The sequence below is a fragment of the Bacteroides cellulosilyticus genome (assembly GCF_020091405.1).
Lineage (GTDB): Bacteria > Bacteroidota > Bacteroidia > Bacteroidales > Bacteroidaceae > Bacteroides.
Genome location: NZ_CP081903.1, coordinates 3,343,032 through 3,369,273, shown reverse-complemented (window position 1 = coordinate 3,369,273; position 26,242 = coordinate 3,343,032). Strand labels below are relative to the sequence as shown.

Here is a 26,242-nt window from a genome sequence, read left to right as displayed (position 1 = left end):
AAACACTTGCCCGTTCCGAAGAAAAGAAGTACTTTTGTGCCCGATTATTCCGCACCGGGTTCGACAAAGTGCTTTCTAAGTGATTAGAGACCACCCGACGGAGCTAACTTATACATTATATATAAGAAATGTACGCAATTGTAGAAATCAACGGTCAGCAATTTAAAGCAGAAGCTGGCAAAAAGCTGTTTGTACACCACATCCAGAATGCTGAAAACGGTACGACAGTAGAATTTGACAAGGTTCTTTTGGTAGACAAAGACGGTGCAATCACTGTAGGTGTTCCTACTGTAGAAGGTGCAAAAGTGGTTTGCCAGATTGTATCCAGCCTGGTAAAAGGTGACAAAGTTCTCATTTTCCACAAGAAAAGAAGAAAAGGTCATCGCAAGTTGAACGGTCACCGTCAACAATTCACAGAGTTAACAATTACAGAAGTAGTAGCTTAATCAATTTAAAACAGTAAGAAGAAATGGCACATAAAAAAGGTGTCGGTAGTTCTAAGAACGGCCGCGAATCACAGAGCAAGAGATTAGGCGTTAAGATATTTGGTGGCGAAGTTTGCAAAGCAGGCAACATCATCATTCGTCAAAGAGGTACTGAATTCCACCCGGGTAACAACATCGGTATGGGTAGAGACCACACTCTTTTCGCTTTAGTAGACGGAACTGTACAGTTCAAAGTAACCAAGGAAGACAGACGTTATGTATCTGTAATCCCTGCCGAAAGCACAGAAGCGTAAGTTTCAGAATAAGAAATAAAGATGAGGGATGCAATCTGATGGATTGTATCCCTTTCTTTTTATAGTTTCTTTTTTGCATTACTTCTGATTTACACTATCTTTGTGCTCTCAAATCAAGATTTTAATCAAAACAAAGTATCAAGATATGCTTACCATCAAACAAATTACAGAAAACACCGACGCGGTGATCCGCGGACTGGAAAAGAAGCATTTCAAAAATGCGAAAGAAACAATAGACCAGGTAATTGCCTTTAACGACAAAAGACGTAGCACACAGTCTATATTAGATAATAACCTCTCTGAAGTAAACTCGATTTCCAAATCCATCGGACAATTGATGAAAGAAGGAAAGAAAGAGGAAGCAGAAACTGCCAAAAGCCGTGTAGCCGAACTTAAAGAAGCCAACAAGACGTTGCAGGCCGAAATGGACCAGGCTGCCGAAGATATGCAGAACCTGCTCTATACCATTCCGAATGTACCTTATGATGAAGTACCCGAAGGTGTAGGTGCTGAAGATAATGTAGTAGAGAAAATGGGCGGTATGGAAACCGAACTCCCCAAAGACGCACTGCCTCACTGGGAACTGACAAAGAAATATGATTTGATAGATTTCGACCTGGGCGTGAAGATAACAGGAGCCGGCTTCCCGGTTTATAAAGGAAAAGGTGCGCAGTTGCAACGCGCGTTGATCAACTTCTTCCTGGACGAAGCCCGCAAGTCCGGTTATATGGAAATCATGCCTCCGACTGTTGTAAATGCCGCTTCCGGTTACGGAACAGGCCAGTTGCCTGACAAAGAAGGTCAGATGTATCATTGCGAAGTAGATGATTTATATCTGATTCCGACGGCAGAAGTACCTGTGACGAACATCTATCGGGATGTGATTCTGGAAGAGAAACAACTTCCGATCAAGAACTGCGCCTATACACAATGTTTCCGCCGTGAAGCAGGCTCTTATGGCAAGGATGTGCGCGGCTTGAACCGTTTGCATGAGTTCTCTAAAGTGGAACTGGTTCGCATTGACAAGCCGGAACATTCTAAAGAGTCTCACAAAGAGATGTTGGATCATGTAGAAGGTCTGCTGCAGAAGCTGGAATTACCCTATCGTATACTCCGCCTTTGTGGGGGGGATATGAGTTTTACGGCTGCGCTTTGCTTCGACTTTGAGGTTTATTCCGAAGCACAGAAACGCTGGTTGGAAGTAAGTTCGGTATCCAATTTCGATACCTACCAGGCTAATCGCCTGAAATGCCGCTACCGCAGTGGAGAAAAGAAGACAGAGCTTTGCCATACTCTGAACGGTTCCGCACTGGCACTGCCGCGCATCGTTGCCGCTTTGCTGGAAAACAACCAGACGCCGGAAGGTATTCGGATCCCGAAAGCATTGGTGCCGTATACGGGATTTGAAATGATTGACTGAGAAAAACAGCTGATATATATATACTAATGCGGGCGAATAATTATTCGCCCGCATTAGTATATATATCCGAACTTCTTCCTTTCTATTAAGATTATACAATATGCATTATACAATTTGTATAATACAAAACAAATAATTACCTTTGTGTATCCAATGAATATACATCATGACCCAGAAAGAGAAGAACCCTTTTATCCTCACCGGAGCTATTCCCGCCGAATACTTCTGTGACCGCCAGGAAGAATCGAAACGCCTCATCCGCACCGTAACCCAAGGAGGCAACCTCTGCCTCATATCTCCACGCCGCATGGGTAAGTCTAAATTAGTCCGTTTCTGCTATGACAAACCGGAGATAAGCGAAGCATACTACACCTTCTATATCGACATACTCCATACCTCCAGCCTACGTGAATTTACCTATGCTTTCGGACAAAGTGTATTCGAGACTTTACGCAGCCAAAGCCGGAAGATGCTGACCATGCTGACACAGGGATTAAAATCCTTACAAGCAAAGTTTGGCTTCGACCCCATAAACTACACCCCTACTTTCAGCCTTGAATTAGGAGACATCACCACACCCGAATTCACCTTGAAAGAGATATTTCAATGTCTGGAACAAGCAGACAAACCCTGTATCGTAACATTCGACGAATTCCAGCAGATAACTAAATATCCCGAAAAGAATGTGGAAGCCTTGCTCCGTTCCCACATCCAGCACCTCGGAAATGTCCATTTTATCTTTGCCGGAAGCGAACGTCATCTGGTGTCGGAAATATTCCAGTCATCGGCACGCCCTTTCTATAATAGTACCGACATGATGGAGCTTCATCCCATAATCACCCAAGAATACATACCTTTCGTAACGAAATGGTTCAATACTTATCAAAAGACAATTTGTGAAGACTTAATACTACGCACCTACCGGCTCTTCGAAGGAAACACTTACTATATGCAAAAAGCCTTCCACGAAGCCTTCGTCAACACACCAAAGGAAGGCGAATGCACAGAATCTCTGATGTACAACACCATCCACAGTATGCTTGAAGATGCTGCTGACGGTTACCGACAACTATTGTCGCGCATTCCCGAAAGACAAAAGGAAGTACTCTATGCAATAGCCGCCGAAGGACAGGCAAGCAAGATTATGAGTGCCGCTTTCATCAAAGGTCACTCACTAACCTCTGCCAGTGCCGTGCAAGCAGCAACGCGAAAACTACTGGAAGCCGACTTGCTGACAGTAGAAAACGAAGTTTATTATGTGCCCGACATCTTATTACGCATTTATTTAAGGGCGTTACAGGGAATTGAAACGCAGCTATAAGCGTACAATTCAGCATCTATTAGCAAGTTAGTTTCCCATACAAAAACATATAAAGACGGAAACTCAAACCAGCAGAATAACCATATATTGCAATAACTTCGATTCTCCACATCAGTACATCGCTTTTTCAAAGGAACTTCTTTTGATATTTCCAAATAACCCGTATCTTTGCAAACCGTAACAATCTGAAAGTAATTACGTAATTATACCAACAAAATTATAAGATAATGAACAAAATCATTAGCAAAGAACATTTTTCAGAAAAGGTTTTTAAACTGGAGATTGAAGCACCTTTGATTGCCCGTTCACGCAAGGCAGGACACTTCGTCATTGTACGTGTAGGCGAAAAAGGCGAACGTATGCCGCTGACAATTGCTGCGGCAGACACTACGCGCGGCACTATCACTTTGGTAGTGCAGGAAGTAGGCCTCTCCTCCACCCGCCTTTGCGAACTGAATGAAGGCGACTACATCACCGATGTAGTGGGCCCGTTGGGACAGGCTACTCACATTGAAAACTTCGGAACGGTGGTCTGTGCAGGTGGCGGCGTAGGCGTAGCCCCCATGCTTCCTATCGTACAAGCATTGAAAGCTGCCGGTAACCGCGTTATTGCCGTGCTTGCCGGACGTAGCAAAGAACTGATTATCCTTGAAAAAGAAATGCGTGAAAGTGCAGACGAGGTTATCATTATGACCGACGATGGCTCTTATGGACGCAAAGGATTGGTCACAGAAGGAGTAGAAGAAGTTATCAAACGGGAGAAAGTGAACAAATGCTTCGCCATCGGTCCCGCCATCATGATGAAATTTGTTTGTTTGCTGACTAAAAAATATGAAATTCCGACAGACGTTTCACTGAACACCATTATGGTGGACGGTACCGGTATGTGCGGTGCCTGCCGCATCACTATCGGTGGAAAAACCAAGTTCGTCTGTGTAGACGGACCGGAATTTGACGGCCACCAGGTAGACTTTGACGAAATGCTGAAACGCATGGGTGCTTTCAAAAGCATCGAACGTGAAGAAATGCACAAGCTTGAAGAAGACGAAGCATGCAAAGCCATGCCGGAAGCCACACAGGAAGTGGATGAGAAAAGCCGCAATGCCGCATGGCGTCTGGAACTTCGCAAAGCCATGAAACCGAAAGAACGCACTGCCATTCCGCGCGTTGAAATGAACGAGCTCGACGCAGAGTACCGCTCACACAGCCGCAAGGAAGAAGTGAACCAGGGACTGACCGAAGAACAGGCATTGACAGAGGCCAAGCGCTGCCTGGACTGTGCCAATCCGGGCTGTATGGAAGGCTGCCCCGTGGGTATCGACATTCCCCGCTTCATCAAGAACATAGAACGCGGAGAAATTCTTGAAGCTGCCAAGACACTGAAAGAAACCAGTGCCCTGCCTGCTGTTTGCGGCCGCGTTTGTCCGCAAGAGAAACAGTGCGAAGCTAAATGTATCCACTTGAAGATGAAGGAGCAACCGGTAGCTATCGGCTATCTGGAGCGCTTTGCCGCCGACTATGAGCGCGAAAGCGGACAAATCTCCGTTCCGGAAATCAAGGAAAAGAACGGTATCAAGATTGCCGTCATCGGTTCCGGACCTGCAGGACTTTCCTTTGCAGGAGATATGGCGAAATACGGTTATGATGTTACTGTCTTCGAGGCTCTGCATGAAATCGGAGGTGTATTGAAGTACGGTATCCCCGAATTCCGTCTGCCCAATAAGGTGGTAGATGTAGAGATTGACAATCTTGCCAAGATGGGGGTTAACTTCATTAAGGACTGTATCATCGGTAAGACCATCAGCGTGGAACAGTTGGAAGAAGAAGGTTTCAAAGGAGTATTCGTGGCATCCGGTGCCGGATTGCCTAACTTTATGAATATTCCGGGCGAAAACTCCATCAACATCCTGTCATCCAATGAATACCTGACGCGCGTGAACCTGATGGATGCTGCCAGCGAAGATTCCGATACCCCGGTACCTTTCGGAAAGAACGTAGCCGTTATCGGCGGCGGAAATACAGCGATGGATTCAGTGCGTACTGCACGCCGCTTGGGTGCTGAACGTGCTATGATTATTTATCGTCGCTCCGAAGAGGAAATGCCTGCGCGTATCGAAGAGGTGAAGCATGCCAAAGAAGAAGGTGTTGAATTCCTCACACTGCATAATCCGATAGAATACATTGCCGACGAACAAGGAAAGGTGGAACAAGTCATTCTGCAAAAGATGGAACTTGGTGAACCGGATGCTTCCGGACGCCGTAGCCCTGTTCCCATTCCGGGAGCAACAGAAACGATTGATATCGATCTGGCTATCGTCAGCGTAGGTGTATCTCCTAACCCGATTGTACCTTCATCTATCCCAGGTCTGGAAGTAGGACGCAAAGGTACAATTGCCGTGAACGAGAATATGCAATCGTCCATCCCGACCATTTATGCCGGTGGCGATATTGTCCGTGGCGGTGCTACCGTTATTCTTGCTATGGGCGACGGACGAAAGGCCGCTGCCGCTATGAATGAACAGCTGAAAGGATAAAAACAGAAAACAATCTGTATGAATAAGCTTCTAAGAAAACAGGCAGTTCGGGCTATGAACTGTCTGTTTCTTATTCTTTCTTGCGGGAATTGCCTGGCACAAGAAACATTTCCCGAAATCAAAGTGTCCTACACCAACGAATTGCAAGAAGGAATACTGAAAAAAAAAGATTGGATACTCAGTCCGGGAATGGTACCTTTCGGTAACGGCAACTACACAGATTCACTCGTCAACCATCTTGATACTATCCAGCAGGCCAGTTGGCTGACACCCCAAGATGATTATCCTATTTTTCTGGCAATATGGGGTAATGACACATTGAGTTATGCCATGCTTCCCGATACACGATTCTATCACAGATATGACGACAAACAGAAAAGGAAAGTCCGTGTTCTGGAAGTGGAAAGTGCAATTCCACCCTACACGCGCTTTATTGCCGATGTCGATGGGCTGACCGAAAGGGAAATCTCCGCACTAACCGACTCTATGAGACGGATGAAGAGTCCGCGAGACACCTTGATGAACTGTACGCAAACGTGCATTTTTTACGCATTGGATGCATTGTTCCGCACCCACGGCATTTGTCCGGACCCTGTCATTACCCGCAATACGAATTTCAGCAAGACAGAAGAGCTGAATGCCTTCTTCGAACACTTTCTCGAACATGTAGCCGATTATCCCTGCCATTATAAGAAAGTGAAAGACGTTGCTTTTCCCGACAACAGCATCATCGCTTTCGTCAATGGATACAATCTGATCACTCACGCTGTCTTTTATCACAATGGATTGTTTTACTCTAAAAACGGGATCATCTCTCCCTTTGTCTACTCAACGCTATATCCCATCCTGAAGGGATACGGAAGTAAAGACACTCCGGTCAAAGGGTTAAGCGAGACTGGAAAACTCATGCTGGGACAAACTCTGAAGGTATACACGCTGAACCGTGACCTGTACCGCCTTCGCCAATGAAAACAAGCAATGTTATACCCGGAAACAAGCAATGTTGCCCCTCAAAACATTGCTTGATTTGAATGGGAAAAAGCAATATCATTTCCCCCCGGAATCTCTCTTTAAAGGATCATCCATATACATCCTCAATAACAGAGAAGCCCCGTCTGCATTCTAAAAGTTGCAGACGGGGCTTCCTCTTTTTGTATTTTATGAAGAATTACTTCACCACTTTGTTCGTTGCCGGATCAGGGAAAATCACCGACGGCTTGAACGATTTGGCTTCTTCAAAGTCCATCAAGGCATACGACATAATAATGATGATATCGTCCGGCTGCACCTTACGGGCTGCCGCACCATTCAGGCATATCTTGCCCGAACCACGTTCGCCTTTAATAATATAGGTTTCAAAACGTTCACCATTATTGTTATCGGCTATGTACACTTTTTCACCGGCAATCATATTGGCCGCATCCAGTAAGTCCTCGTCAATCGTAATGCTTCCCATATAATTGAGGTTAGCTTCCGTGACGCGAGCGCAATGGATTTTCGACTTCAGCACTTCAATCATCATAAGGTCTGATCTCTCTTTTTAGGTTTATTACTCTTTATACTTAATATTGTCAATCAGGCGAACCTCACCACAGAACACTGTAATGCAACCTACAGCATACACCGTATCTTCCCAATTGGCAATTTTCTGCAACGTGTTGCCATCCACCAGTTCAAAGTATTCCAGACGCAAACCGGGAGCGGCCGCTATGGTATCCTCTACAAACTTCTGAGTCTCAGCAACTGTATGAGAAGTCGCAAAGGTACGACTTTCAAATAATGTTTGCGATATTTTTAAAGCATTTTTGCGTTCTTCGGCAGATAAACGTGCGTTGCGGCTACTCAGAGCCAAGCCATCTTCCTCACGCATAATAGGGCACCCCACTATTTCCAGCGAATAATTCATCTGGCGCACCATCTCACGAATGATAGCTAACTGCTGAAAATCTTTCTCTCCGAAATAAGCGCGGTCCGGCTTCACTGCATCAAACAGCTTACTCACAATCTGGCAAACACCATTGAAGTGTCCCGGACGAAACGCACCTTCCATCACTGTGTCCAACGGCGCATAGCTGAATTGGCGCGTATCAGGTTCAGGATACATCTCCGCAACCGAAGGAGCGAACACAAACGCAGCACCGCAAGCTTCCAACAAAGCACAATCGGCATCCAGCGTACGGGGATATTTCTCTAAATCATTCTTGTCGTTAAACTGTGTCGGGTTTACAAAAACACTCACTACCGCAGCATCATTCTCTGCAACACAACGCTTCACCAATGACGCATGACCGGCATGTAGGGCACCCATTGTAGGTACCAATCCTACCTTTTTACCTTGGGCCCGTAAAGCCGAGAGTTCGGCCTGCAAGTCCTTGATAGTATGTACTATTTCCATTTTTATAGGTTATATAATAACTTAGTTGTTCGCAAAAGCGGTGCAAAATAAACTATTATTTAGCATATAAAGAAGAAATATCGCAAATTAATGCAAAAGTTCTACTCGGACAACAACCCGCTTTAAAGCAATGTAGCACTGAAAAACAAGCAGTTAACAATTCATAAGGAATTATAGAGCCGCCTTATTTGCTCAAGTGCCCGATTTTTTTTATATCTTTGCAGAATAATTGAGAACATTGTTATTATGACAAAGGCGAACAAGGTTTTATTTATTACCCAAGAGATTACTCCTTACGTACCAGAATCCGAAATGTCCCTTGTAGGCAGAAACCTACCTCAAGCAATCCAGGAAAAAGGCAGAGAAATTAGAACATTCATGCCTAAATGGGGGAATATCAATGAGCGCAGAAACCAATTGCATGAAGTGATACGTCTCTCCGGTATGAATCTGATTATTGACGATACCGACCACCCCCTTATTATTAAAGTTGCTTCCATTCAGTCTGCCCGCATGCAGGTTTATTTCATCGACAACGATGATTATTTCCAAAACCGCCTGGAAACAGCAGATGAGAATGGTGTGGAATATGAAGATAATGACAGTCGTGCTATTTTTTATGCACGCGGTGTACTGGAAACAGTTAAGAAGTTACGCTGGTGCCCGGATATCATTCACTGCCATGGCTGGATGACTGCCTTAGCTCCTTTGTATATAAAGAAAGCATATAAGGACGAGCCCTCATTCCGTGACGCTAAAGTAGTATTCTCCGTTTTCGAAGATGACTTCAAAGAATCGTTTAATGCTGATTTTGTAAACAGATTGGTATTGAAAGGTGTTACAAAGAAGGATGTAGCTCACCTGAAGGCTCCTGTAGACTACGCTACGTTGTGCAAACTGGCCATTGATTATGCAGACGGCATTATCCAGCAAAGCGAAAAAGTCAACGAAGAAGTGATGGAATATGCTCGACAATCCGGAAAACCCATTTTAGAATATCAGACTCCCGAAACATTTGCCGATGCTTGCAATGAGTTCTACGACAAAGTATGGGAAACAGAACAAAAATAAACAAGATAACAAAGAAAACTATGAAAGTGAAGTTTTTAGGCGCTCTGCTATTGACAGCAACCCTTACTTTCTTTGGTTGCGATGATAATACCGGTACATTAGGAATAGGAATGTTACCCGGTTCTGACGGTATTTCCGCACTAACCACAGAATTTCCCGTCACTACACGTTCCGTTATCGCTGACTCTGTATTTGCTAAAACCAGTACAGGTTACGTAGGGCGTTTTACAGATCCTCTTTTCGGTTACTACGAAGCGAGTTTCCTGACTGAGTTGAACTGTATAGATGGCTTCAAATTCCCTGAAAAATATGATTTTGATAAAAAAACAGGGATTCTGACAGGCGATTCAATATCAGGTGCACGTTTAGTTGTTTTCTATTCCACCTGGTTCGGTGATTCGCTGAATGCCTGCCGTATGAGTGCGTATGAGTTACAAACCGAATTGGACCGTAACCGCTATACCAATATTGAACCGGCAGAATATTACAGACCGAATGGTGCGCTACCCATATTATTAGGTCGCAGAGCCTATACAGCCTACGATACAAGCGTAACTGACGAAGAAAGAAATGCAACGGATGAATATGGCAACAAGACCTACTATCCAAGTGTAGTCTTTACGCTGGACAAGGACACTTATGGAAACAACTGGTTTAATCTGAGTAAAGAGCATCCTGAATACTTCAAGAACTCCAAAGAGTTTATTAAAAATGTATTCAAAGGTGTGTATATCAAAAGTGACTATGGTGACGGAACAGTTCTTTATGTAGACCGCGTAGACTTACAAATGAGATATCACTTCTTTGTAATAGATACTGCTACCAACGTTCCTTACAAACGGAAGCAATCAGGTTTTGAGGGTCAGGATTCTACCGCTTACACTTGGCGGACTGAGTTTGCTTCTACTAAAGAGGTAATCCAGGCCAATCAGTTCCTTAATTCGGATAAAATCAAAAAACTTGCTGCAGAAGGCGAACATACTTATATTAAATCTCCCGCCGGAATCTTCACAGAGGCTGAATTACCTTATGATAAAATCTACCAGGAATTATCCAATGACACACTGAATGCGGTGAAACTGACATTCACCAATTACAATAAGCAAGACAGTCCATATGAGTTCAGCATGAGTGCTCCAAGCAATGTTTTGCTATTACGCAAAGTAGACTTCAAGAGTTTCTTCGAAGAAAACAAATTGCCGGACAACATCACGTCTTACACCGTAAAGCATAATAATGTGGCAACCAATCAGTACACATTTAATAATATTGCCCGCTTAGTTACTACTTGCATTCAAGGAAAAGATGCCGCAATGAAAAAAGCCAAAGAAGAAGCAGGCGATAAATGGAATCAGGAAGAATGGGAAAAAGACTGGAGAACGGTATATCTGATACCTGTTTCAGTCACCTACGACACTACAAGTTCCAGTACTTCCAGTACAATGACAGGTATCCAAAACGATCTCCAACCCGGATATGCTAAATTGAAAGGCGGTCCACAAGGTGAAGCTCTGAAATTGGAAGTAACTTATACTAGATTCAATAAATAACTTCTCCTCAAAATAAGTAAAGGTACAAAAAAGCCTTCCGCTCAAATAGAACGGAAGGCTTTTTTATTAATGTATTTTCCTAAGAAGGAAAACTACTTGGCAGTCTCTTTCTTGGTTGTTGCTTTCTTCGCAGCAGGTTTCTTTTCAGCTGTTTTCTTTGTAGCAGCAGGAGTTTTAGCTTTGGCAGTAGCAGCTTTAGCCTTTGCCTCAGCAGTCTTTTCTTTTTCCAGCTTAGCCTGCAACTTTTCCACCTCTTTGTGTAATTCGTCTATCTCGTCACCCTGATTCTTGATAGTCGTCAGCAAGGCATTCAGTTCCTCATTATCTATATCCATCGGATAAAGAGATTCTACCCGCTTGATGAAATCACCTAAAACATTCATATAGTTAGTAAAAGCATCATAAGGAGACTCATAGATTCCCCTGTTCAAGCTAATACCACTATTCTTCGTCGTCATGAACCGGAAGTTATTGCTTGCCTGCAAATAATCCCAATCCTGCTTGATGCGACGATCATCGGATAAATGAACGCGTTCGGCAATACTATACAATTTATTGAAAGCTTCACGCTGCATACTGTTGCCCAACCAGCAACTGGTATCTCTCTCCTCATCTACCCAGGACATTGGATACGGAACATCCAGTTGAGATACAGATTTCAATTTTGTGATAACCTCCGTCGGTGTAGAGAAAGTAATACCTTTATCCTTTGCACAAGCAGGCAACGCTTTCAGAAACTCCAGTATGTTGGAAGAAAGCGGCTGTGACATTCCCAATGCACTAAGTTCCATAAAGATGTTGATGACCTGTTCTTCTTGTGGCAGAGCATCAATCCAACCAATATACTTATCGGCAAACAGTGGATATTCATTCCATTCGGAATTAGAGAAGCGCAAACTGATATCATCTGAAAGCTTGAAATCACGCAACAACAGTTTCAGGTTCTGGTTATAGCTGCAATGATACACATAGTGCGGACTCTTCCATCCTAAAATATGTTTTGCACCTTCAGTCAGCATACCCTTAAAGCCCATACTTGCCACCAATCCTCCTATTTCATCAGAGTAAATCAGACTGGAGTTACGGAATACTTTCGGTGCTTTACCGAACATTTGTTTCATCTTAGCACTCTGGCGCTTCACTTCTTCCTTGAAACAATCTTCATTTGCCAAAGAAGAAAGGCCGTGAGAGTAAGGTTCGGCCAAGAACTCGCAACAACCTGTATCATTCAACTGATGTAGCAGGTCAATCACAGCCGGCGCGTGGATTTCCAATTGTTCCAAAGCAACACCGGAAATAGACAAAGCCACTTTGAATGCGCCGCCGGAATTTTTCGCCATTTCAATGAGGGTGCTCAATGCCGGAATATAGGAACGTTCGGCAACTTCGTTGATACTGTATTCGTTGGCATAATCATCATAATAATAATGATTCGTACCTATATCAAAGAAACGATAGCGTTTCAGGTGAATGATTTGATGGATCTCAAAATAAAGACAGATCGTTCTCATATCTATATTGTTTTATTGTTATCTATTATATTGTTTAATAACCTCTTCGTAGATGCGGCGCACTTTCAGTCCCACATCTTCCCACTTAATAGCATCCACTTCTTTCTTACCTTCATCACGCAAATACTCGTAAAGGTCAGGATAAGTGCAAATAGCATAAATTGCATCTGCCATAGCATGAATATCCCAGTAGTCAGTCTTGATGCACTTATCTAATATCTCGGCACAGCCGGATTGCTTAGAAATAATAGTCGGTACACTACATTGCATAGCTTCCAAAGGAGAAATGCCAAAGGGTTCGGAAACAGACGGCATAATGTACACATCACTTGCTTTCAACATTTCGTACACCTGACTTCCTTTCATGAAACCTGGAAAATGGAAACGGTCGGCAATACCCCGTTCGGCCACCAAACGGATCATCTGATTCATCATATCACCACTACCGGCCATCACAAAGCGGATATTGCGCGTACGGTGCAATACCATAGCAGCAGCTTCCACAAAATATTCCGGACCCTTCTGCATGGTTATGCGACCTAAGAAAGTCACAACTTTTTCATTCGGCTTCTTCTGCGGTACAATATCCTGTATCTCTTGTGGAAGCGGAGAAACGGCATTGTGCACGGTAGATACCTTGCGGGGATCCTGGAAATATTTATTAATAACCGTCTGACGAGTCAACTCACTCACACACATAATATGGTCAGCATTATCCATACCATTCTTTTCTATGGCATACACAGTAGGATTCACATTTCCACGACTACGGTCGAAGTCGGTGGCATGCACATGGATTACCAGCGGTTTACCGGATACCTGTTTGGCATGAATACCTGCCGGATAGGTCAGCCAGTCGTGTGAGTGGATGATCTCAAACTCCTGCTGGCGTGCTATCACACCGGCCACAATGGAATAGTTATTTATCTCTTCATGTAAATTAGCCGGATAACGACCGGAAAACTCGATGCAACCGAGATCATTCGTATTCAGATAATTAAAATCGGCATAAATATGATCGCGCAAATCATAATAGAGTTGGGGGTTCATATAAGAACCTACACGTCCCTGAACATAATCCCAGTTTACATCACGCCACACTACCGGAGTGCTATTCATGCCAATGATGCGTAAGAAGCTCTGATCTTCATCGCCCCATGGCCTTGGAATACAGAAAGTAATTTCCATATCTTCCTGCTGGGACATCCCCTTCGTCAGACCGTAGCTGGCAGTTCCCAAGCCACCTAAGATATGCGGGGGGAACTCCCATCCAAACATTAAAACTTTCATTTTCGTTCCTCCTCTTATAAATTATACTTAGACAACAATTTCAGGATGCGCAGTATTTCGGCCACATTCATGGCAAAAGACACTGCACCGCGACCTCTGAACGGTGGATTACCATCGAAGAGTTCGGGGAGCGAACCGATACAATGACTCGTCATCTCATCTTCAAAACCAATCAGATAACGCTCCACGAATGATACACCGCTCATCTTGTAAATACGCAGGTACGCCTCCATATAGAAGCCCATAAGCCACGGCCAAGCTGTACCCTGGTGATAAGCATAATCTCTCTGAATCTGAGGACCGACATAGTTCGGATTATATCCTCCACTCTTCGGACTGAGAGTACGCAACCCTTTCGGAGTAAGCAACTCTTTCGTCACGATATCAAGCACCTGCTTTTTCTGTGCCCGATCCAGCGGAGAATAATCGAAGGCAACGGTAAATATCATATTGGGACGGACGCTCCAGTCCATCATAAATCCATCCACATAATCGAACAGATAACCACACTCATTACGGAATACCTCTACAAAAGACTTTCCGGTTACTTCCGCCTGCGCATCCAGTTCGTCCGCCAGATGTACATTGCCACCTTCACGAACCAGATCGGCTATGAAACGGAGTGCGTTATACCACAAAGAGTTCACTTCCACAATGTATCCCGTACGCGGGGTTACAGGACGACCATTCACCGTAGAATTCATCCAGGTGATAGCCTTCTCCGTCCCGTTGGCATACAGTAAGCCATTTTCGTGCAGGAAGAGATTATCATGTTTACGGCTACGGATATAGTCCATGATATCTTCCAGCAAACGACCATATTTCTGACGGCATTGTTCACGTGAGGTCTCCTTAGCATACTGCTGTAAAGCCCATACTGCCCACAACAATACATCCGGATCTTCCATCTCATATATTTTATAACTCGATGGTTCTCCACTGATAAACTCCCGGATAGCTTTTTCGGCAGTCACCATAACATCTTCAAACTCATCTTGTTCATCCACTGCCAGCGTTAAGCCGGGCAAAGAAACAAACAAGTCACGGGCACGACACTTAAACCAGGGATATCCCGCTAATACATAGTGGTTCTCCCCCTGTTTATTGTGGAACTGGTGTGCCGAGTTTTGCAGACAGTGATAGAAACTGTCGCGCGGCGTGCGGTCAGCAACTTCCGCCTCAAAGGTCTGTTTCAGTTTACGCGGAGAAATTTCGGAAATACCGGCAGAGAAAACGATACTTTCTCCTTTCTTTATATCTACTTCGAAATAACCGGGAACATACAGGTCTTCATTGAAGTCATATCCCCGCTCCTGTTCTTTAGGATACTCGATGCCACGATACCAATCCGGCTGATAATGGAATTCATTCTTCTTGTTCAGTTGCATGAAAAGTTCGGGATAGCCGGGATACATACAGGTTTTCACACCATTTTCTACCAATTGGTAGTCACGGTTCGCCTGCGGATTTTCGTGCGTATATTCGCGTACACTGCGAAAGGCCAGAAAGGGGCGGAAACGAAGTGTGGTTGCCGAATGGGCATCTACCAAGGTATAGCGAATCAGAATCCTATTCTCATGATGTACAAAAATCTTTTCCTTACGGAGGATAACACCTCCTACACGGTAAGTTGTTGCCGGGATATGCTCGCAATCGAATTCACGGATATACTTATGCCCGTTAGGACTAAAGTGGTCTCCCTGATATTTATGCAGCCCCAGATTAAACTCCGCACCGTGCTGAATTACCGTTTCATCTAAAGAAGATAGCAGCACATGATTTTCATCGTCAAGATTGGGGACGGGAATCACCAACAGTCCGTGATATTTGCGTGTGTTACAATCTACAATCGTTGTACAATGATAGGCTCCTGACTTATTTGTCCGAAGTATCTCCCTTGGTAAAGATTCTTCCAGATTGATCATCAGAGTCTTGTCAAATCGTAAATAACTCATAGTTGTGCATTATTTAAAGGTTAATTGTTCAGGTATCATGTTCCATACCTCGCATGCTATGCCTACGGGTATGGTACTGATGCCAAAAATACAAATTAAAGACAATACGCAAAATAAAAAGTTCATTTATTTTCGTTTTTTACTTAAATATTCGTAGCATTGTACCAAAATAACAGAAACCAGTACGAAACATGAAGCAAGATGTACGCCGGATAGCCCTGGCAGCAGTTATACCGTTATTCCTCATTTTTATTCTTTACTTGCTAAAGTTCCTTGAAGTCGGTATGGACTGGGATTTCAGGAGGTTAGGTGTGTATCCCATGGAACAAAGAGGGGTATTCGGCATCTTTGCGCACCCGTTAGTACACGGCAGTTTCAAGCATCTGTTAGCAAACACTTTGCCGTTATTCTTTCTGTCGTGGTGTTTGTTCTACTTTTACCGGCACATTGCTTCCTATATATTCTTTGCCATCTGGATAGGTTGCGGTGCGCTCACCTTTCTTATAGGTAAACCGGGATGGCACATCGGAGCCAGCGGAATCATCTACGGCCTGGCCTTCTTCCTTTTTTTCAGCGGTATCCTGCGAAAGCATGTACCATTGATTGCCATCTCCTTATTAGTTACCTTTCTATATGGCGGGCTTATCTGGAATATGTTCCCATTCTTTGCCAAAGAAACCACTTCATGGGAAGGACACCTCAGCGGAGCGATAGCCGGCACTATCTGTGCCATAGCATTCATGGAATACGGACCTCAACGACCGGACCCGTTTGCAGATGAGGAAGAAACACCTGATGAAGAGTCCGGTGAAGAGGGGAAGGAATATGAGGAAGAAGAAAATACAGAAGTAAAAACAGACTGCAATAAACCGGAAGAAGACCCGGCATCATAGTTTGCAAAACATAGAAACAAAGAATGGTACACTCATATCAATGAGTAAGCCATGGAAAATAGCTATAGGCACCATCTCTTTCCCGGAATAGCGGGTAATTACAGGCAATATCACATCCATTGAATTGACACCAGCAGCTGATATAGGTGCCAATCTGCCGAAGTATCGTACCAATAGCGGTGCACCCAGCAGAGCCATCATTTCCCTGAATATATTGGCCAGCAGAGCAATTGTCCCCAACTCCGTAGCCAGTTGAAGTCCGATTGAAGCTTCCTTGAACTGTGTTATCAGCACAGAAGAAAGAGAGTAATAAGCAAAACCACTTCCCACCGCCATACAGTCAAATATACTCCAACGGCTAAGCAGCAGACTGGCCAATGCAGAGAAAAGCAGAGTTCCACCGATAGTAGCCAACGGAATCAGCAAGAACTTCAGGCGGAGCTGAGAAATCATGCTCTTCAGTTCCTTATTGGAACCGATGCTGATACCGATCTGGAACATCAATGCATACAATATATAGATAGACATATTACCTGTCTTCAAATCCACCGGGAGATATCCCAAAGCTCCCAAAAGGCATCCGCCCACAAAAAATCCCAATACAATCAAACTATCTTTCATACCTTTTTCTTTTTAGAAGTGAAAAACAATTTTAATACAAGCCATGAAGCCAAAATGCTCCCTACAGTAGCAGATAAAGCCAATAATGCTGCCTGCCATCCAAAAGAAAACAGATTATCTACAATCAGTCTGTTGGACCCTATAGTAACGCCCAAAACAAACAGTAACAAAAATACTGTATAAGATATGGATACCTCCACTTTGCGCAAAAACGAAATACGACGCAAACCATAACCGATTATTATGCCTAAGATCATCAGGCCAAGTATTTTAAACATATCAACTCTAGTTTAGATCATACGCGGGGCAACAACCTGCCGGACAGAGGAGTTTATTCCTTGGCTCCCACTGGCAAGTATGCAACAACAACCGCAATTACAAAATAATTAGTAACTGAAAAATAGAATACCGGTATTATTGTATCCGGCAAAAAAGAAAAATAATGTAGGATAACTTAGATGAAACCGCTAAACCAATGTACATGCACGACACTACAGCAACAGATTTGTTCGTTCTGCAGCAATCGTTTCAGAGGATTATATGTACATAAATGTTTCATCATTGTCTTGAATTTGGGCGCAAAGGTATAGCTTTGCTGCATATTTTCCAAATATATATTCAACAAAATAAAGAAACGGCTCAGTATAAGCCATATTTCAACAAGAGATTAAAACTGGAGAATATTTATGTTTTATGTAACGCCTCCACCAGCAACGTAATGTTCGCCATAAACAGCCTCACCGAAATAGCCAGCAGAATGATACCGAAAAACTTACGGATAATATAAATACCGCCCTTACCCAGGAAGCGTTCCACACGCCCGGTCATACTAACAACAAAATACACCCATATCATATTCAGCACCAAAGCGATGATTATATTGACACTGGCATACTCCGCACGGAGGGAAAGCAAGGTGGTAAATGCACCGGCACCCGCCAGCAACGGGAAAACCAGCGGCACTAAAGTAGCTTCCTTAATAGGTCCCTGATTCTTAAATATCTCTACATCCAGAATCATTTCCAGTGACATCAGGAAGATAACAAATGCACCGGCCACGGCAAACGATTCAATATCTACATGAAATAACTTTAGCATCATGTCTCCTGCGTAGAAAAAGCCAATCAACAATGCAAAAGATATTAACGTAGCCTTCAGCGCGTTCACTTCTTTGCCTTTTTCCTTCAAATTGATGATGATAGGAATAGAACCAATGATATCGATAACTGCGAACAGTACAATAAAAGCACTGATCATTTGTTGTAAATTGAATGCTGCAAACATGTGTCCCTCCTTTTTTTGCAAAGATAATCGATTTTTATGCATTCCGCAAGATTTAATTACCTGAATGAATAGCACGTTTAAGAAATAATAAAAAAAACAAAAAGAAAGGCAAAGTGTTTACGGCACATAGCGATTATGCTTACATTTGTTTTCAAACAAGAAGTTGATAAAGATATGGAAACGATGTATGACACCCTGCTCCAATTGCCACTGTTTCAAGGACTCGCTCATGAGGACTTCACTAATATATTGGGAAAAGTAAAATTACATTTCACCAAGCATAAAGCTGGAGAAACTTTAGTAAAAAAAGGAACAACATGTGGACAGTTAATATTTATCTTGAACGGGGAAATCGCTTCATCCACCTCATCCACAGATAACTCTTACACCTTCACGGAGTATTTTCAGGCACCATACCTGATTGAACCGCAATCTTTGTTCGGCATGAATACGTCTTACGTATCCACTCACATAGCTCGTACAGAAGTAAATACCGTAACTATCAGTAAGGCATTTGTGATGAACGACCTGTTCAGATATGAAATTTTCCGCCTCAACTATATGAATATCATCAGTAACCGGGCCCAAACGTGCTATAACCGTTTGTGGACGAAAGTTCCGGAGAAGCTCGAAGCGCGGATCGCAGATTTTATCCTCTCCCACATCGAACGTCCTTCCGGAGAAAAGATACTGAAAATCAAGATGGAAGAACTTGCAAATGCCATCAATGATACACGATTGGGAGTATCGAAAGCATTGAATGGCATGCAAGAAGACGGCCTGTTGGAATTACACCGGGGAGAAATAGTGATTCCGGATATAGAGAGGTTGATTCCCTAAAACCTCTCTCAATTACCGTCCGGCTTTTCCAGTTCCGTAAACGGACTTTCATTCCACTTAAAAGTTTCGCGAGCATCCGGACAGGCAGGATCATATCCTTCATTATCCGTCCGTAAATACTTCACCAAAGGCAATCCGGCTTGTTTCATTCCTTCAATAACGCATTTGGCTATCTGATAAGCACCATACGGATTAAAATGAGTATTATCCGCCAAAGGTTTGTCTTGTCCCGGATAGGTATTGGCAGGATAGTGTACGAAAGCATGCTTGGATTCCTCCACTCCCATAGCCTCATACAGAATACGCGTCATGGCATGCAGGTCTATCAAAGGAATATTTTCCTTTTCCGCCAGCCAGCGCACTGCATCGGGAAAGTCGAGATGGGTATCTTTAATCTTTCCATTTTCATCGAAGCTGCGTCTTTGGGTAGGAGTTACCAATACGGGGTGCACTCCACGGGCACGGGCTTCATCAACAAAGGTTTTCAAACTCGTCATAAAAGAATAGAAGGCACCTTTACCGGGACCTTTCTGCTTCTGATCGTTGTGTCCGAACTCCATGAAGATATAATCTCCCGATTTCATCTGCGTCAAGGCTTTCTTCAAACGCCCGGCAGCAATGAAAGTATTGGCAGACTCTCCGGATTCGGCATAGTTGGCAAAGCAAATGCTATCGGTAAAGAAACGGGGAACCATCTGTCCCCAACTTGCCCAGGGTTCATTATCCTGATCCACTACAGTGGAGTTACCGCATAAAAAGACTGTAGGAACATTTTCTATACGCTCAATTATTAGTTCGGTCAGCTGAGGAGTATCTCCGTTAAACTCTAAAGTCAGTTTGTCATCCCAATTCAGCTTGCTGCGTTCGCGCGGCTTGATGCGCACATCTTCTTTGTCGGAGATGTGGATATCGCGTTTGTTAATGGTAAAGGAACAAGGAAGCAATTCTCCTTTCTTTGTTTTTACATTTTCGTAAAAGAGACGGCGTGATTCTCCTCGAAGTGTCGTCTCTCCTGCACTGCGTTTACTGCCGATGATGGCTGTGACGTGATAGTTCCCGTCCGGTACGGCAACTGAAAAGAAGAAAGGAGTGTGGTTCTTTCCATCCGGAGACGGAGAGAGATCATATCCGTAGCCTTTCGCATTGGTATACCGATCAGCAGATGTTATCTTGATATATCCGTCCTTCGTTTTCTTACCGGAGGTAAAGTCGAACTTGTAACTTTGTGCTCCGGCATTCAAAGTTATAGATAGTCCTAAAATTATTAATGCAATAAGCTGTCTCATACTTCTTTCATTTTATGTTAGTTAGTTAATTCGTCAGATTAATAAATGATAATTTATCGCGCAAAGCGCGATAAGTAACGAGCTACAAGCTACAAGTGACAAGTACCTTTCGGCGTGATAGCCGGGCGAATTATTATTCGCCCACGAGTACAGCGCAGCAACTCGTTACTGGTAGCTCGTAGCTCGTAACTTAATTTATATGCAAAGAAAAAGAAAAGGAACGACTTCACAGCCCCTCCTTCCTCCTAATTGATTCTTTTATCAATTATACTATAATCTATGAAATCTGTTACTAATTAATTCAATTTATACACTTCCGTACCAGCCAGCAAGAAACATCCTATACCATAATCCTCAAAATCAGGTATTCTATCATAAGTCACCGGCTGGCCATCCTTTGGTTCCTTTCCCGTTCCCTGTACATACCCCAGACACCCGTCCGGATGAACAGCATCCTGCACCATCGCATTCCAGGCCTTCAGCAATACCGGAAGATACTCTTTTTTATCCAACAAGCCATTACGCACGCCCCAAGCCATTCCATAAACGAACAAAGCCGTACCGCTTGTCTCTTTCCCACCGAAGTTTGTCTCATCATGCAAACTCACATTCCAGAAACCATCCCTACGCTGACATTTCTTTATTGCCTTACTCATAGCCAGAAAGTCATTGACATAATCCGCACGATGCACCTCATCCGCCGGAATTTCTTCCAACACCCGTACCAGTGCGGCATAAGCCCAACCATTGCCCCTACTCCAATAACAATCTTCCCCATTCGGTTCTTTATAAGGCGGAACAAAATCATGATCTCTCCACCACAGCCCGTCTTTAGGGTTGAACAGTCCGTTCTTGGCATATTCATTGCGGGTATAGCTATACAATTCCCACATTTTATCAGTATATTTCCGCTCTCCTGTCAGTTTACCCAACTTAGCATAAATAGGCATCGCCATCTGTATGGCATCCACCCACCACCAATCATTCACCTGCGGAGTATTAACCACCATGTCAATATTGACCTTGATATTCTTAATCATCTCCGGGTCAGGACAGATATTATACAATTCGATATAAACCTGTCCGCAGCACTGGTCGTCCGCATTGCGGGTAGTATTCCCGTTACGCATTCCCCATTTATGATAATCGGCCCACTGATAAGCGTAATCATAATACTCTTCCCGAGGAAAAACGGAGTGCAACGCCATCAGCCCTTCATAGTACACTCCCCTTGTCCAAATATTGCTGGGACGAATAATACCATTATAAGACGGAGTACGATAGTCCGCGTACTTCTTCATGAAGTAATTATTCACTTTTATTAAGGTTTCGAGCGTCTCTTTCCTGTCAGGCAATCCTTGCGCACTGATGCTTCCGCAAACGAGACTCATTAGAAGGAAAACTCCTATTAGCTTCTTTTTCATGATGTGGTTATTATGTATCCATTATTCCGTTCATTAATTCATGTTGCGAAAATAGCCCATTTCACTGTCTCAACGAATGGAAACACGTACATTTGCATGGAAATTCATCTAAAAGAGTCCTATATTGCAGGGAATTGTACTATTTTCCATAGGCTCTTTTTCATGGGTAGCTTACCTTTGTATACATAATAAATCCATCAAGAAAAACATCCATGAAAAAGCAGATCTTCACCCTACTCTGTGCATGCCTGATGAGCGGAATGCTCTTTGCACAGTCCACTTGGTTCAATGACAAAGACCTCACCCTAACCGGTGTCTACTACTATCCCGAACATTGGGACGAAAGCCAGTGGGAACGCGACTTCAAGCAAATGCACGGCTTAGGCTTTGAGTTCACCCACTTCGCCGAATTCGCCTGGGCACAATTGGAACCGGAAGAAGGTAAATTTGATTTTGCCTGGCTGGACAAAGCAGTCGCTCTGGCAGATAAATACAAACTAAAAGTAGTGATGTGTACCTCCACCGCCACCCCACCCGTCTGGTTAAGCCGCAAATATCCTGAAATCCTGATTAAATACGAAGATGGAACACTCCTCGACCACGGTGCACGCCAGCATGCCTCGTTCGCTTCTCCCCGCTATCGGGAGCTTTCCTACAAGATGATAGAAAAACTGGCACAACATTATGGCAACGATCCCCGCATCGTGGGCTGGCAACTCGACAATGAGCCTGCCGTACAATTCGATTATAACCAGTCCGCGGAAGTAGCGTTCCGTGATTTCCTGAGGAATAAATATCATAATAATATCAAAGAATTGAATGATGCCTGGGGCACTGCTTTCTGGAGTGAAGTCTACTCTGCTTTCGATGAAATCACTCTCCCCAAGACTGCACAGATGTTTATGAATCATCACCAGATACTGGATTACCGGCGCTTTGCAGCCCGGCAGACCAATGATTTCCTGAACGAGCAATGCCTGCTGATTAAGAAGTATGCCCGCAACCAATGGGTAACCACCAATTATATTCCCAACTACGATGAAGGACACATCGGTGGAAGTCCCGATCTGGACTTTGTGAGCTACACCCGCTACATGGTTTACGGTGACAACGAAGGTATCGGGCGTCGCGGATACCGGGTAGGAAACCCTCTACGCATCGCTTTCGCCAACGATTTTTTCCGTCCCGTACAGGGAACTTACGGTGTGATGGAGTTGCAACCGGGACAAGTGAATTGGGGAAGTATCAATCCGCAACCTCTTCCCGGTGCTGTCCGGCTATGGCTTTGGAGCGTATTTGCGGGCGGAAGTGATTTTATTTGCACATACCGTTATCGCCAACCGCTTTACGGAACAGAACAATATCATTACGGAATTGCGAATACGGACGGAACAACCATCACTCCCGGAGGACGTGAATTCGAGCAATTCATCAAGGAAGTGAAGCTACTGCGCACGCAGGCAAAGGCACGTGATGTGAAGCCTGCCGATTATCAAGCCCGTCGCACCGCCATTCTTTTCAACCATGAAAACGCATGGAGCATCGAAAGGCAGAAGCAAAACCGCACCTGGAATACAATGGCACACATTGACAAGTATTACCGTACCCTAAAAAGCTTCGGTGCCCCGGTCGATATCATCAATGAAAGCAAAGACCTGTCACAGTATCCGGTAGTCATCGCCCCTGCCTATCAGATGGCGGACAAGGCATTGGCAGACCGTTGGAGTGAGTACGTAAAGAACGGAGGTAATTTAGTATTAACCTGCCGCACGGCACAGAAAGACCGTTACGGACGTTTACCGGAAGCCCCTTTCGGCTCGCTTATCTACGACCTGACGGGAAATGAAATGGAGTTTTACGACTTGCTTCTCCCCGAAGAACCGGGAAAGTTTGTGATGGATGGCAAAGAATACACCTGGAACACTTGGGGAGAAATACTAAAACCGGGCAAGGATTGCCAGAGCTGGGGGAAGTATATCGAAGAATTTTATGAAGGAAAACCGGCCATTACTACCCGTAAACTTGGCAAAGGTACTATCACATACATAGGAATCGACAGCACGGACGGAACCTTGGAAAGAGATGTTCTTACAAAACTCTATGCGAAACTGAATATCCCTGTAATGGATCTGCCCTATGGTGTGACAATGGAATACCGCAACGGTTTGGGGATAGTCCTTAATTATAGCGACAAGCCCTATAGCTTTACCCTCCCTGAAGGAGCCAAAGCTTTGATCGGAACTACAGAGATTCCGACAGCAGGCGTACTGGTGTTTGCTTTAAGGTGATGGATATTGGAACCGGAAGATATAACCCTTTCAGGTGGAAGAATAAGACTTTTCCGGTTCATCTCATAATCCTCTTATGCAAAAGATGCCATCTTTTGCTGCGAAAGGTGCCATGTTATGCTACAAAAGATGCCATCTTTTGATGTTAAAGATGCCATCTTTTGCATGAGGATACTAAGAGAAGAGCCTGAAAGGAATATACTATCGTACTACAAACTCACCTTGTGCTTGTACACGCTCACCTTTGCTGTTAATCCCTTGCAGGGTTGCCACATAAGTTCCTTTCATATCCGATGTGTAGAAACTGACAGTATTCGTTGCAGCCGTAATATCCGGATTCCAATAAAGCGTGTGGCGGAAATCGGGAATACGTGAATGCAGTTGCTCTTCCGAGTCATATACCGGAGCTGTAAAAGCAGGGCGGTTCTGCGGGAATTCATAAGCAAACAGTTGGGAATTCTCATCCAGACGCAGTCCGGGAAGGGTTCCACGATGTGTTATCAGCGAAACGATCCCATCGTACAGTTTACCGCCAAACGTATATCTGCCGCTATACTGATGAATATAATGCAATAAACGCGCATTATAGTCCAATACCGCATCATGATCTTCAATAGGAACTCCGTCTATCAGTACCAACGCTTTTAAAGTACTGAACCGCTTTACATCATCCTGCAATATCCTGATAATCGTTGCGCCATCCGCCTTGCTTACGCGTACTCCCATTACAAATTCTACAAAAACTTCACGAACCGTATTGAAACGAACATATTCGTCCAGATTATAACTGAGCGAAGGCGTGAAATCGTGCAACTGTTCCAACACAGCTTGTCCGTGAGTGGAATCTACCGGTAAGATGTGGTGTAATTGCGCCCCGATACTACGTTCTATCAATGCTTCCTCATCATATGCCAATCGAAGCTTGGGAAGTTTCGCGGGCAGCACTTCTGCAAAAGGAGAAATTACTTCCAACCGGCCCGTACGTCCTTTTCCCGGCAAAGCTGTCAGCACTATATCCTGAGTATTCATGATTTCCGAGGTATAGAAGGCATAAGTGCCATCGGACTGCAATTGTCCGTCAAAGATACGGATATCCTTTCCAACACACGACAGCCGGGCATCCACCGAATCGGCCGATGCTCCTATTAATCTTCCGGTCACAATGTGTCCTTCGCACTCGGCAATAAAGTGTTCTCCGGCAGCCTTATTGTTTTTTTGCACTTCAACGGCAGACGGAAAAGCCTGTAACGCACAATCCCTTCTCACCACAGACAAAGAAAGATCCTTCAGATCACCCGGCAGTTCCGGTAACTTCAAAGTCACCTTACTGCGATTTCCATACACGGCTTTATCGGTTGACAAACGTAACGGCGAAAGTACCGGATTACCCGAAGTCAAAGAAACCGAATCTTTTAATAATTCCACCTCATCTCCGTCCGTGGCCTGACTGGCGTTCAGAACAGCAATATATTTCTTCGGGAAGCGGTCTGCCGACTGATTTCTCATATAACGGGTATAAGCCGTAAGCTGATAAGCACCCGAATGCATGGTTTGCGGGAATTTGATACGCCCCCATCCCGTTCCATTCTTCAAAGCAATCTTGCCTTGTGCATACACCTGGCGCATATCGCCGATCTCCACATAAGCCACTTTACTAAGCGGAGCTTCTGCCGAATCGGTCACGCAGACTTTTATCCACATGTCTTCTCCTGCCAGATAATTATCCTTATCCGTATATATTTTCATACATTCAGTGACCTGCGCCTGCAAGCCCAGCACCAAAACCAAACCAATAATGATCGATATAATTCTTTTCATAA

General features: G+C 44.1%; 22 protein-coding genes. 11 read left to right on the top strand and 11 right to left on the bottom strand.

Annotated elements, in window-relative coordinates; translation table 11 throughout:
* The first annotated feature begins 128 nt into the window (after positions 1–128).
* The 6 genes from rplU (at position 129) to K6V21_RS12200 (ending at position 6,983) form a co-directional block, all read left to right on the top strand.
* The gene (gene rplU / locus K6V21_RS12225; protein WP_044262049.1) at positions 129–446 is read left to right on the top strand and encodes a 50S ribosomal protein L21; all 318 of its coding nucleotides are present in this window, start codon (positions 129–131) and stop codon (positions 444–446) included.
* Between the two features lie 23 nt (positions 447–469).
* Entirely contained in the window at positions 470–739 is a 270-nt protein-coding gene (gene rpmA, locus K6V21_RS12220) for a 50S ribosomal protein L27 (RefSeq protein WP_044262051.1), read from the top strand.
* A 145-nt stretch (positions 740–884) separates the two neighbouring features.
* Complete coding sequence (gene serS, locus K6V21_RS12215; RefSeq protein ID WP_224321934.1) at positions 885–2,159, top strand: serine--tRNA ligase; 1,275 nt, start codon at positions 885–887, stop codon at positions 2,157–2,159.
* A 166-nt stretch (positions 2,160–2,325) separates the two neighbouring features.
* A complete protein-coding gene (locus K6V21_RS12210) occupies positions 2,326–3,480 on the top strand; it encodes an AAA family ATPase (protein WP_217714059.1) in 1,155 nt (384 codons plus the stop codon).
* A gap of 227 nt (positions 3,481–3,707) precedes the next feature.
* The gene (locus K6V21_RS12205) at positions 3,708–6,014 is read left to right on the top strand and encodes a bifunctional dihydroorotate dehydrogenase B NAD binding subunit/NADPH-dependent glutamate synthase (RefSeq protein WP_224321933.1); all 2,307 of its coding nucleotides are present in this window, start codon (positions 3,708–3,710) and stop codon (positions 6,012–6,014) included.
* A gap of 18 nt (positions 6,015–6,032) precedes the next feature.
* Positions 6,033–6,983, top strand: coding sequence for a hypothetical protein (locus K6V21_RS12200; protein WP_224321932.1), 951 nt, complete (start codon positions 6,033–6,035; stop codon positions 6,981–6,983).
* A gap of 199 nt (positions 6,984–7,182) precedes the next feature.
* Here the strand turns inward: K6V21_RS12200 and panD are convergent, their stop codons facing one another.
* Positions 7,183–7,536 (bottom strand): aspartate 1-decarboxylase, encoded by a 354-nt coding sequence (panD, locus tag K6V21_RS12195; protein WP_007212709.1) that lies wholly within the window; start codon positions 7,534–7,536, stop codon positions 7,183–7,185.
* 27 nt (positions 7,537–7,563) lie between these two features.
* On the bottom strand, positions 7,564–8,409 hold the full coding sequence (panC, locus tag K6V21_RS12190) for a pantoate--beta-alanine ligase (RefSeq protein WP_224321931.1): 846 nt from the start codon (positions 8,407–8,409) through the stop codon (positions 7,564–7,566).
* A gap of 246 nt (positions 8,410–8,655) precedes the next feature.
* Here panC and K6V21_RS12185 point away from each other — a divergent pair, with 246 nt between their 5' ends.
* Both K6V21_RS12185 and K6V21_RS12180 read left to right on the top strand, forming a co-directional pair.
* On the top strand, positions 8,656–9,480 hold the full coding sequence (locus K6V21_RS12185) for a glycogen/starch synthase (RefSeq protein WP_007212707.1): 825 nt from the start codon (positions 8,656–8,658) through the stop codon (positions 9,478–9,480).
* 20 nt (positions 9,481–9,500) lie between these two features.
* The gene (locus K6V21_RS12180; protein WP_224321930.1) at positions 9,501–11,030 is read left to right on the top strand and encodes a DUF4270 domain-containing protein; all 1,530 of its coding nucleotides are present in this window, start codon (positions 9,501–9,503) and stop codon (positions 11,028–11,030) included.
* A 92-nt stretch (positions 11,031–11,122) separates the two neighbouring features.
* Here K6V21_RS12180 and K6V21_RS12175 read toward each other — a convergent pair whose 3' ends face one another.
* Genes K6V21_RS12175 through K6V21_RS12165 form a run of 3 tightly spaced genes read right to left on the bottom strand, consistent with a single transcriptional unit; the run spans position 11,123 to position 15,786 of the window.
* Positions 11,123–12,541: a glycoside hydrolase family 57 protein gene (locus K6V21_RS12175; RefSeq protein WP_224321929.1), complete on the bottom strand. Its 1,419-nt coding sequence runs from the start codon at positions 12,539–12,541 to the stop codon at positions 11,123–11,125.
* A gap of 18 nt (positions 12,542–12,559) precedes the next feature.
* A complete protein-coding gene (locus tag K6V21_RS12170; protein ID WP_217714065.1) occupies positions 12,560–13,831 on the bottom strand; it encodes a glycosyltransferase family 4 protein in 1,272 nt (423 codons plus the stop codon).
* 14 nt (positions 13,832–13,845) lie between these two features.
* A complete protein-coding gene (locus tag K6V21_RS12165; RefSeq protein ID WP_224321928.1) occupies positions 13,846–15,786 on the bottom strand; it encodes a glycogen debranching enzyme N-terminal domain-containing protein in 1,941 nt (646 codons plus the stop codon).
* Between the two features lie 191 nt (positions 15,787–15,977).
* Between K6V21_RS12165 and K6V21_RS12160 the strand changes: the two genes are divergently transcribed.
* Positions 15,978–16,679, top strand: a complete 702-nt coding sequence (locus K6V21_RS12160) for a rhomboid family intramembrane serine protease (RefSeq protein ID WP_217714066.1) — start codon at positions 15,978–15,980, stop codon at positions 16,677–16,679.
* On the opposite strand, the gene K6V21_RS12155 is transcribed toward K6V21_RS12160, so the two are convergent.
* The 3 genes from K6V21_RS12155 to K6V21_RS12145 all read right to left on the bottom strand — a co-directional run bounded on the left by K6V21_RS12155 (position 16,674) and on the right by K6V21_RS12145 (position 18,584).
* Positions 16,674–17,300, bottom strand: coding sequence for a lysine exporter LysO family protein (locus K6V21_RS12155; RefSeq protein WP_007212700.1), 627 nt, complete (start codon positions 17,298–17,300; stop codon positions 16,674–16,676). The two genes, K6V21_RS12160 and K6V21_RS12155, sit on opposite strands and share 6 nt — an antisense overlap.
* On the bottom strand, positions 17,297–17,578 hold the full coding sequence (locus tag K6V21_RS12150; protein WP_007212699.1) for a LysO family transporter: 282 nt from the start codon (positions 17,576–17,578) through the stop codon (positions 17,297–17,299). Before K6V21_RS12150 ends, K6V21_RS12155 begins: the two co-directional genes overlap by 4 nt.
* A 406-nt stretch (positions 17,579–17,984) precedes the next feature.
* Positions 17,985–18,584, bottom strand: a complete 600-nt coding sequence (locus K6V21_RS12145; RefSeq protein ID WP_007215438.1) for a MarC family protein — start codon at positions 18,582–18,584, stop codon at positions 17,985–17,987.
* A gap of 174 nt (positions 18,585–18,758) precedes the next feature.
* Here K6V21_RS12145 and K6V21_RS12140 point away from each other — a divergent pair, with 174 nt between their 5' ends.
* Positions 18,759–19,424 (top strand): Crp/Fnr family transcriptional regulator, encoded by a 666-nt coding sequence (locus K6V21_RS12140; RefSeq protein WP_217714068.1) that lies wholly within the window; start codon positions 18,759–18,761, stop codon positions 19,422–19,424.
* An 8-nt stretch (positions 19,425–19,432) separates the two neighbouring features.
* Here the strand turns inward: K6V21_RS12140 and K6V21_RS12135 are convergent, their stop codons facing one another.
* Both K6V21_RS12135 and K6V21_RS12130 read right to left on the bottom strand, forming a co-directional pair.
* A complete protein-coding gene (locus K6V21_RS12135) occupies positions 19,433–20,710 on the bottom strand; it encodes a rhamnogalacturonan acetylesterase (protein ID WP_224321927.1) in 1,278 nt (425 codons plus the stop codon).
* A gap of 296 nt (positions 20,711–21,006) precedes the next feature.
* Complete coding sequence (locus tag K6V21_RS12130) at positions 21,007–22,134, bottom strand: glycoside hydrolase family 88 protein (RefSeq protein ID WP_224321926.1); 1,128 nt, start codon at positions 22,132–22,134, stop codon at positions 21,007–21,009.
* A gap of 251 nt (positions 22,135–22,385) precedes the next feature.
* On the opposite strand from K6V21_RS12130, the gene K6V21_RS12125 reads away from it, so the two are divergent.
* On the top strand, positions 22,386–24,422 hold the full coding sequence (locus K6V21_RS12125; protein WP_408912881.1) for a beta-galactosidase: 2,037 nt from the start codon (positions 22,386–22,388) through the stop codon (positions 24,420–24,422).
* A 201-nt stretch (positions 24,423–24,623) separates the two neighbouring features.
* Here K6V21_RS12125 and K6V21_RS12120 read toward each other — a convergent pair whose 3' ends face one another.
* Entirely contained in the window at positions 24,624–26,240 is a 1,617-nt protein-coding gene (locus K6V21_RS12120) for a hypothetical protein (RefSeq protein WP_224321924.1), read from the bottom strand.
* Positions 26,241–26,242: the final 2 nt, after the last annotated feature.

Bases quoted from the DNA above. Each gene is read 5' to 3' on its own strand.
- rplU (WP_044262049.1), top strand. From the start codon at position 129: ATGTACGCAATTGTAGAAATCAACGGTCAGCAATTTAAAGCAGAAGCT.
- rpmA (WP_044262051.1), top strand. From the start codon at position 470: ATGGCACATAAAAAAGGTGTCGGTAGTTCTAAGAACGGCCGCGAATCA.
- serS (WP_224321934.1), top strand. From the start codon at position 885: ATGCTTACCATCAAACAAATTACAGAAAACACCGACGCGGTGATCCGC.
- K6V21_RS12210 (WP_217714059.1), top strand. From the start codon at position 2,326: ATGACCCAGAAAGAGAAGAACCCTTTTATCCTCACCGGAGCTATTCCC.
- K6V21_RS12205 (WP_224321933.1), top strand. From the start codon at position 3,708: ATGAACAAAATCATTAGCAAAGAACATTTTTCAGAAAAGGTTTTTAAA.
- K6V21_RS12200 (WP_224321932.1), top strand. From the start codon at position 6,033: ATGAATAAGCTTCTAAGAAAACAGGCAGTTCGGGCTATGAACTGTCTG.
- panD (WP_007212709.1), bottom strand. From the start codon at position 7,536: ATGATGATTGAAGTGCTGAAGTCGAAAATCCATTGCGCTCGCGTCACG.
- panC (WP_224321931.1), bottom strand. From the start codon at position 8,409: ATGGAAATAGTACATACTATCAAGGACTTGCAGGCCGAACTCTCGGCT.
- K6V21_RS12185 (WP_007212707.1), top strand. From the start codon at position 8,656: ATGACAAAGGCGAACAAGGTTTTATTTATTACCCAAGAGATTACTCCT.
- K6V21_RS12180 (WP_224321930.1), top strand. From the start codon at position 9,501: ATGAAAGTGAAGTTTTTAGGCGCTCTGCTATTGACAGCAACCCTTACT.
- K6V21_RS12175 (WP_224321929.1), bottom strand. From the start codon at position 12,541: ATGAGAACGATCTGTCTTTATTTTGAGATCCATCAAATCATTCACCTG.
- K6V21_RS12170 (WP_217714065.1), bottom strand. From the start codon at position 13,831: ATGAAAGTTTTAATGTTTGGATGGGAGTTCCCCCCGCATATCTTAGGT.
- K6V21_RS12165 (WP_224321928.1), bottom strand. From the start codon at position 15,786: ATGAGTTATTTACGATTTGACAAGACTCTGATGATCAATCTGGAAGAA.
- K6V21_RS12160 (WP_217714066.1), top strand. From the start codon at position 15,978: ATGAAGCAAGATGTACGCCGGATAGCCCTGGCAGCAGTTATACCGTTA.
- K6V21_RS12155 (WP_007212700.1), bottom strand. From the start codon at position 17,300: ATGAAAGATAGTTTGATTGTATTGGGATTTTTTGTGGGCGGATGCCTT.
- K6V21_RS12150 (WP_007212699.1), bottom strand. From the start codon at position 17,578: ATGTTTAAAATACTTGGCCTGATGATCTTAGGCATAATAATCGGTTAT.
- K6V21_RS12145 (WP_007215438.1), bottom strand. From the start codon at position 18,584: ATGTTTGCAGCATTCAATTTACAACAAATGATCAGTGCTTTTATTGTA.
- K6V21_RS12140 (WP_217714068.1), top strand. From the start codon at position 18,759: ATGGAAACGATGTATGACACCCTGCTCCAATTGCCACTGTTTCAAGGA.
- K6V21_RS12135 (WP_224321927.1), bottom strand. From the start codon at position 20,710: ATGAGACAGCTTATTGCATTAATAATTTTAGGACTATCTATAACTTTG.
- K6V21_RS12130 (WP_224321926.1), bottom strand. From the start codon at position 22,134: ATGAAAAAGAAGCTAATAGGAGTTTTCCTTCTAATGAGTCTCGTTTGC.
- K6V21_RS12125 (WP_408912881.1), top strand. From the start codon at position 22,386: ATGAGCGGAATGCTCTTTGCACAGTCCACTTGGTTCAATGACAAAGAC.
- K6V21_RS12120 (WP_224321924.1), bottom strand. From the start codon at position 26,240: ATGAAAAGAATTATATCGATCATTATTGGTTTGGTTTTGGTGCTGGGC.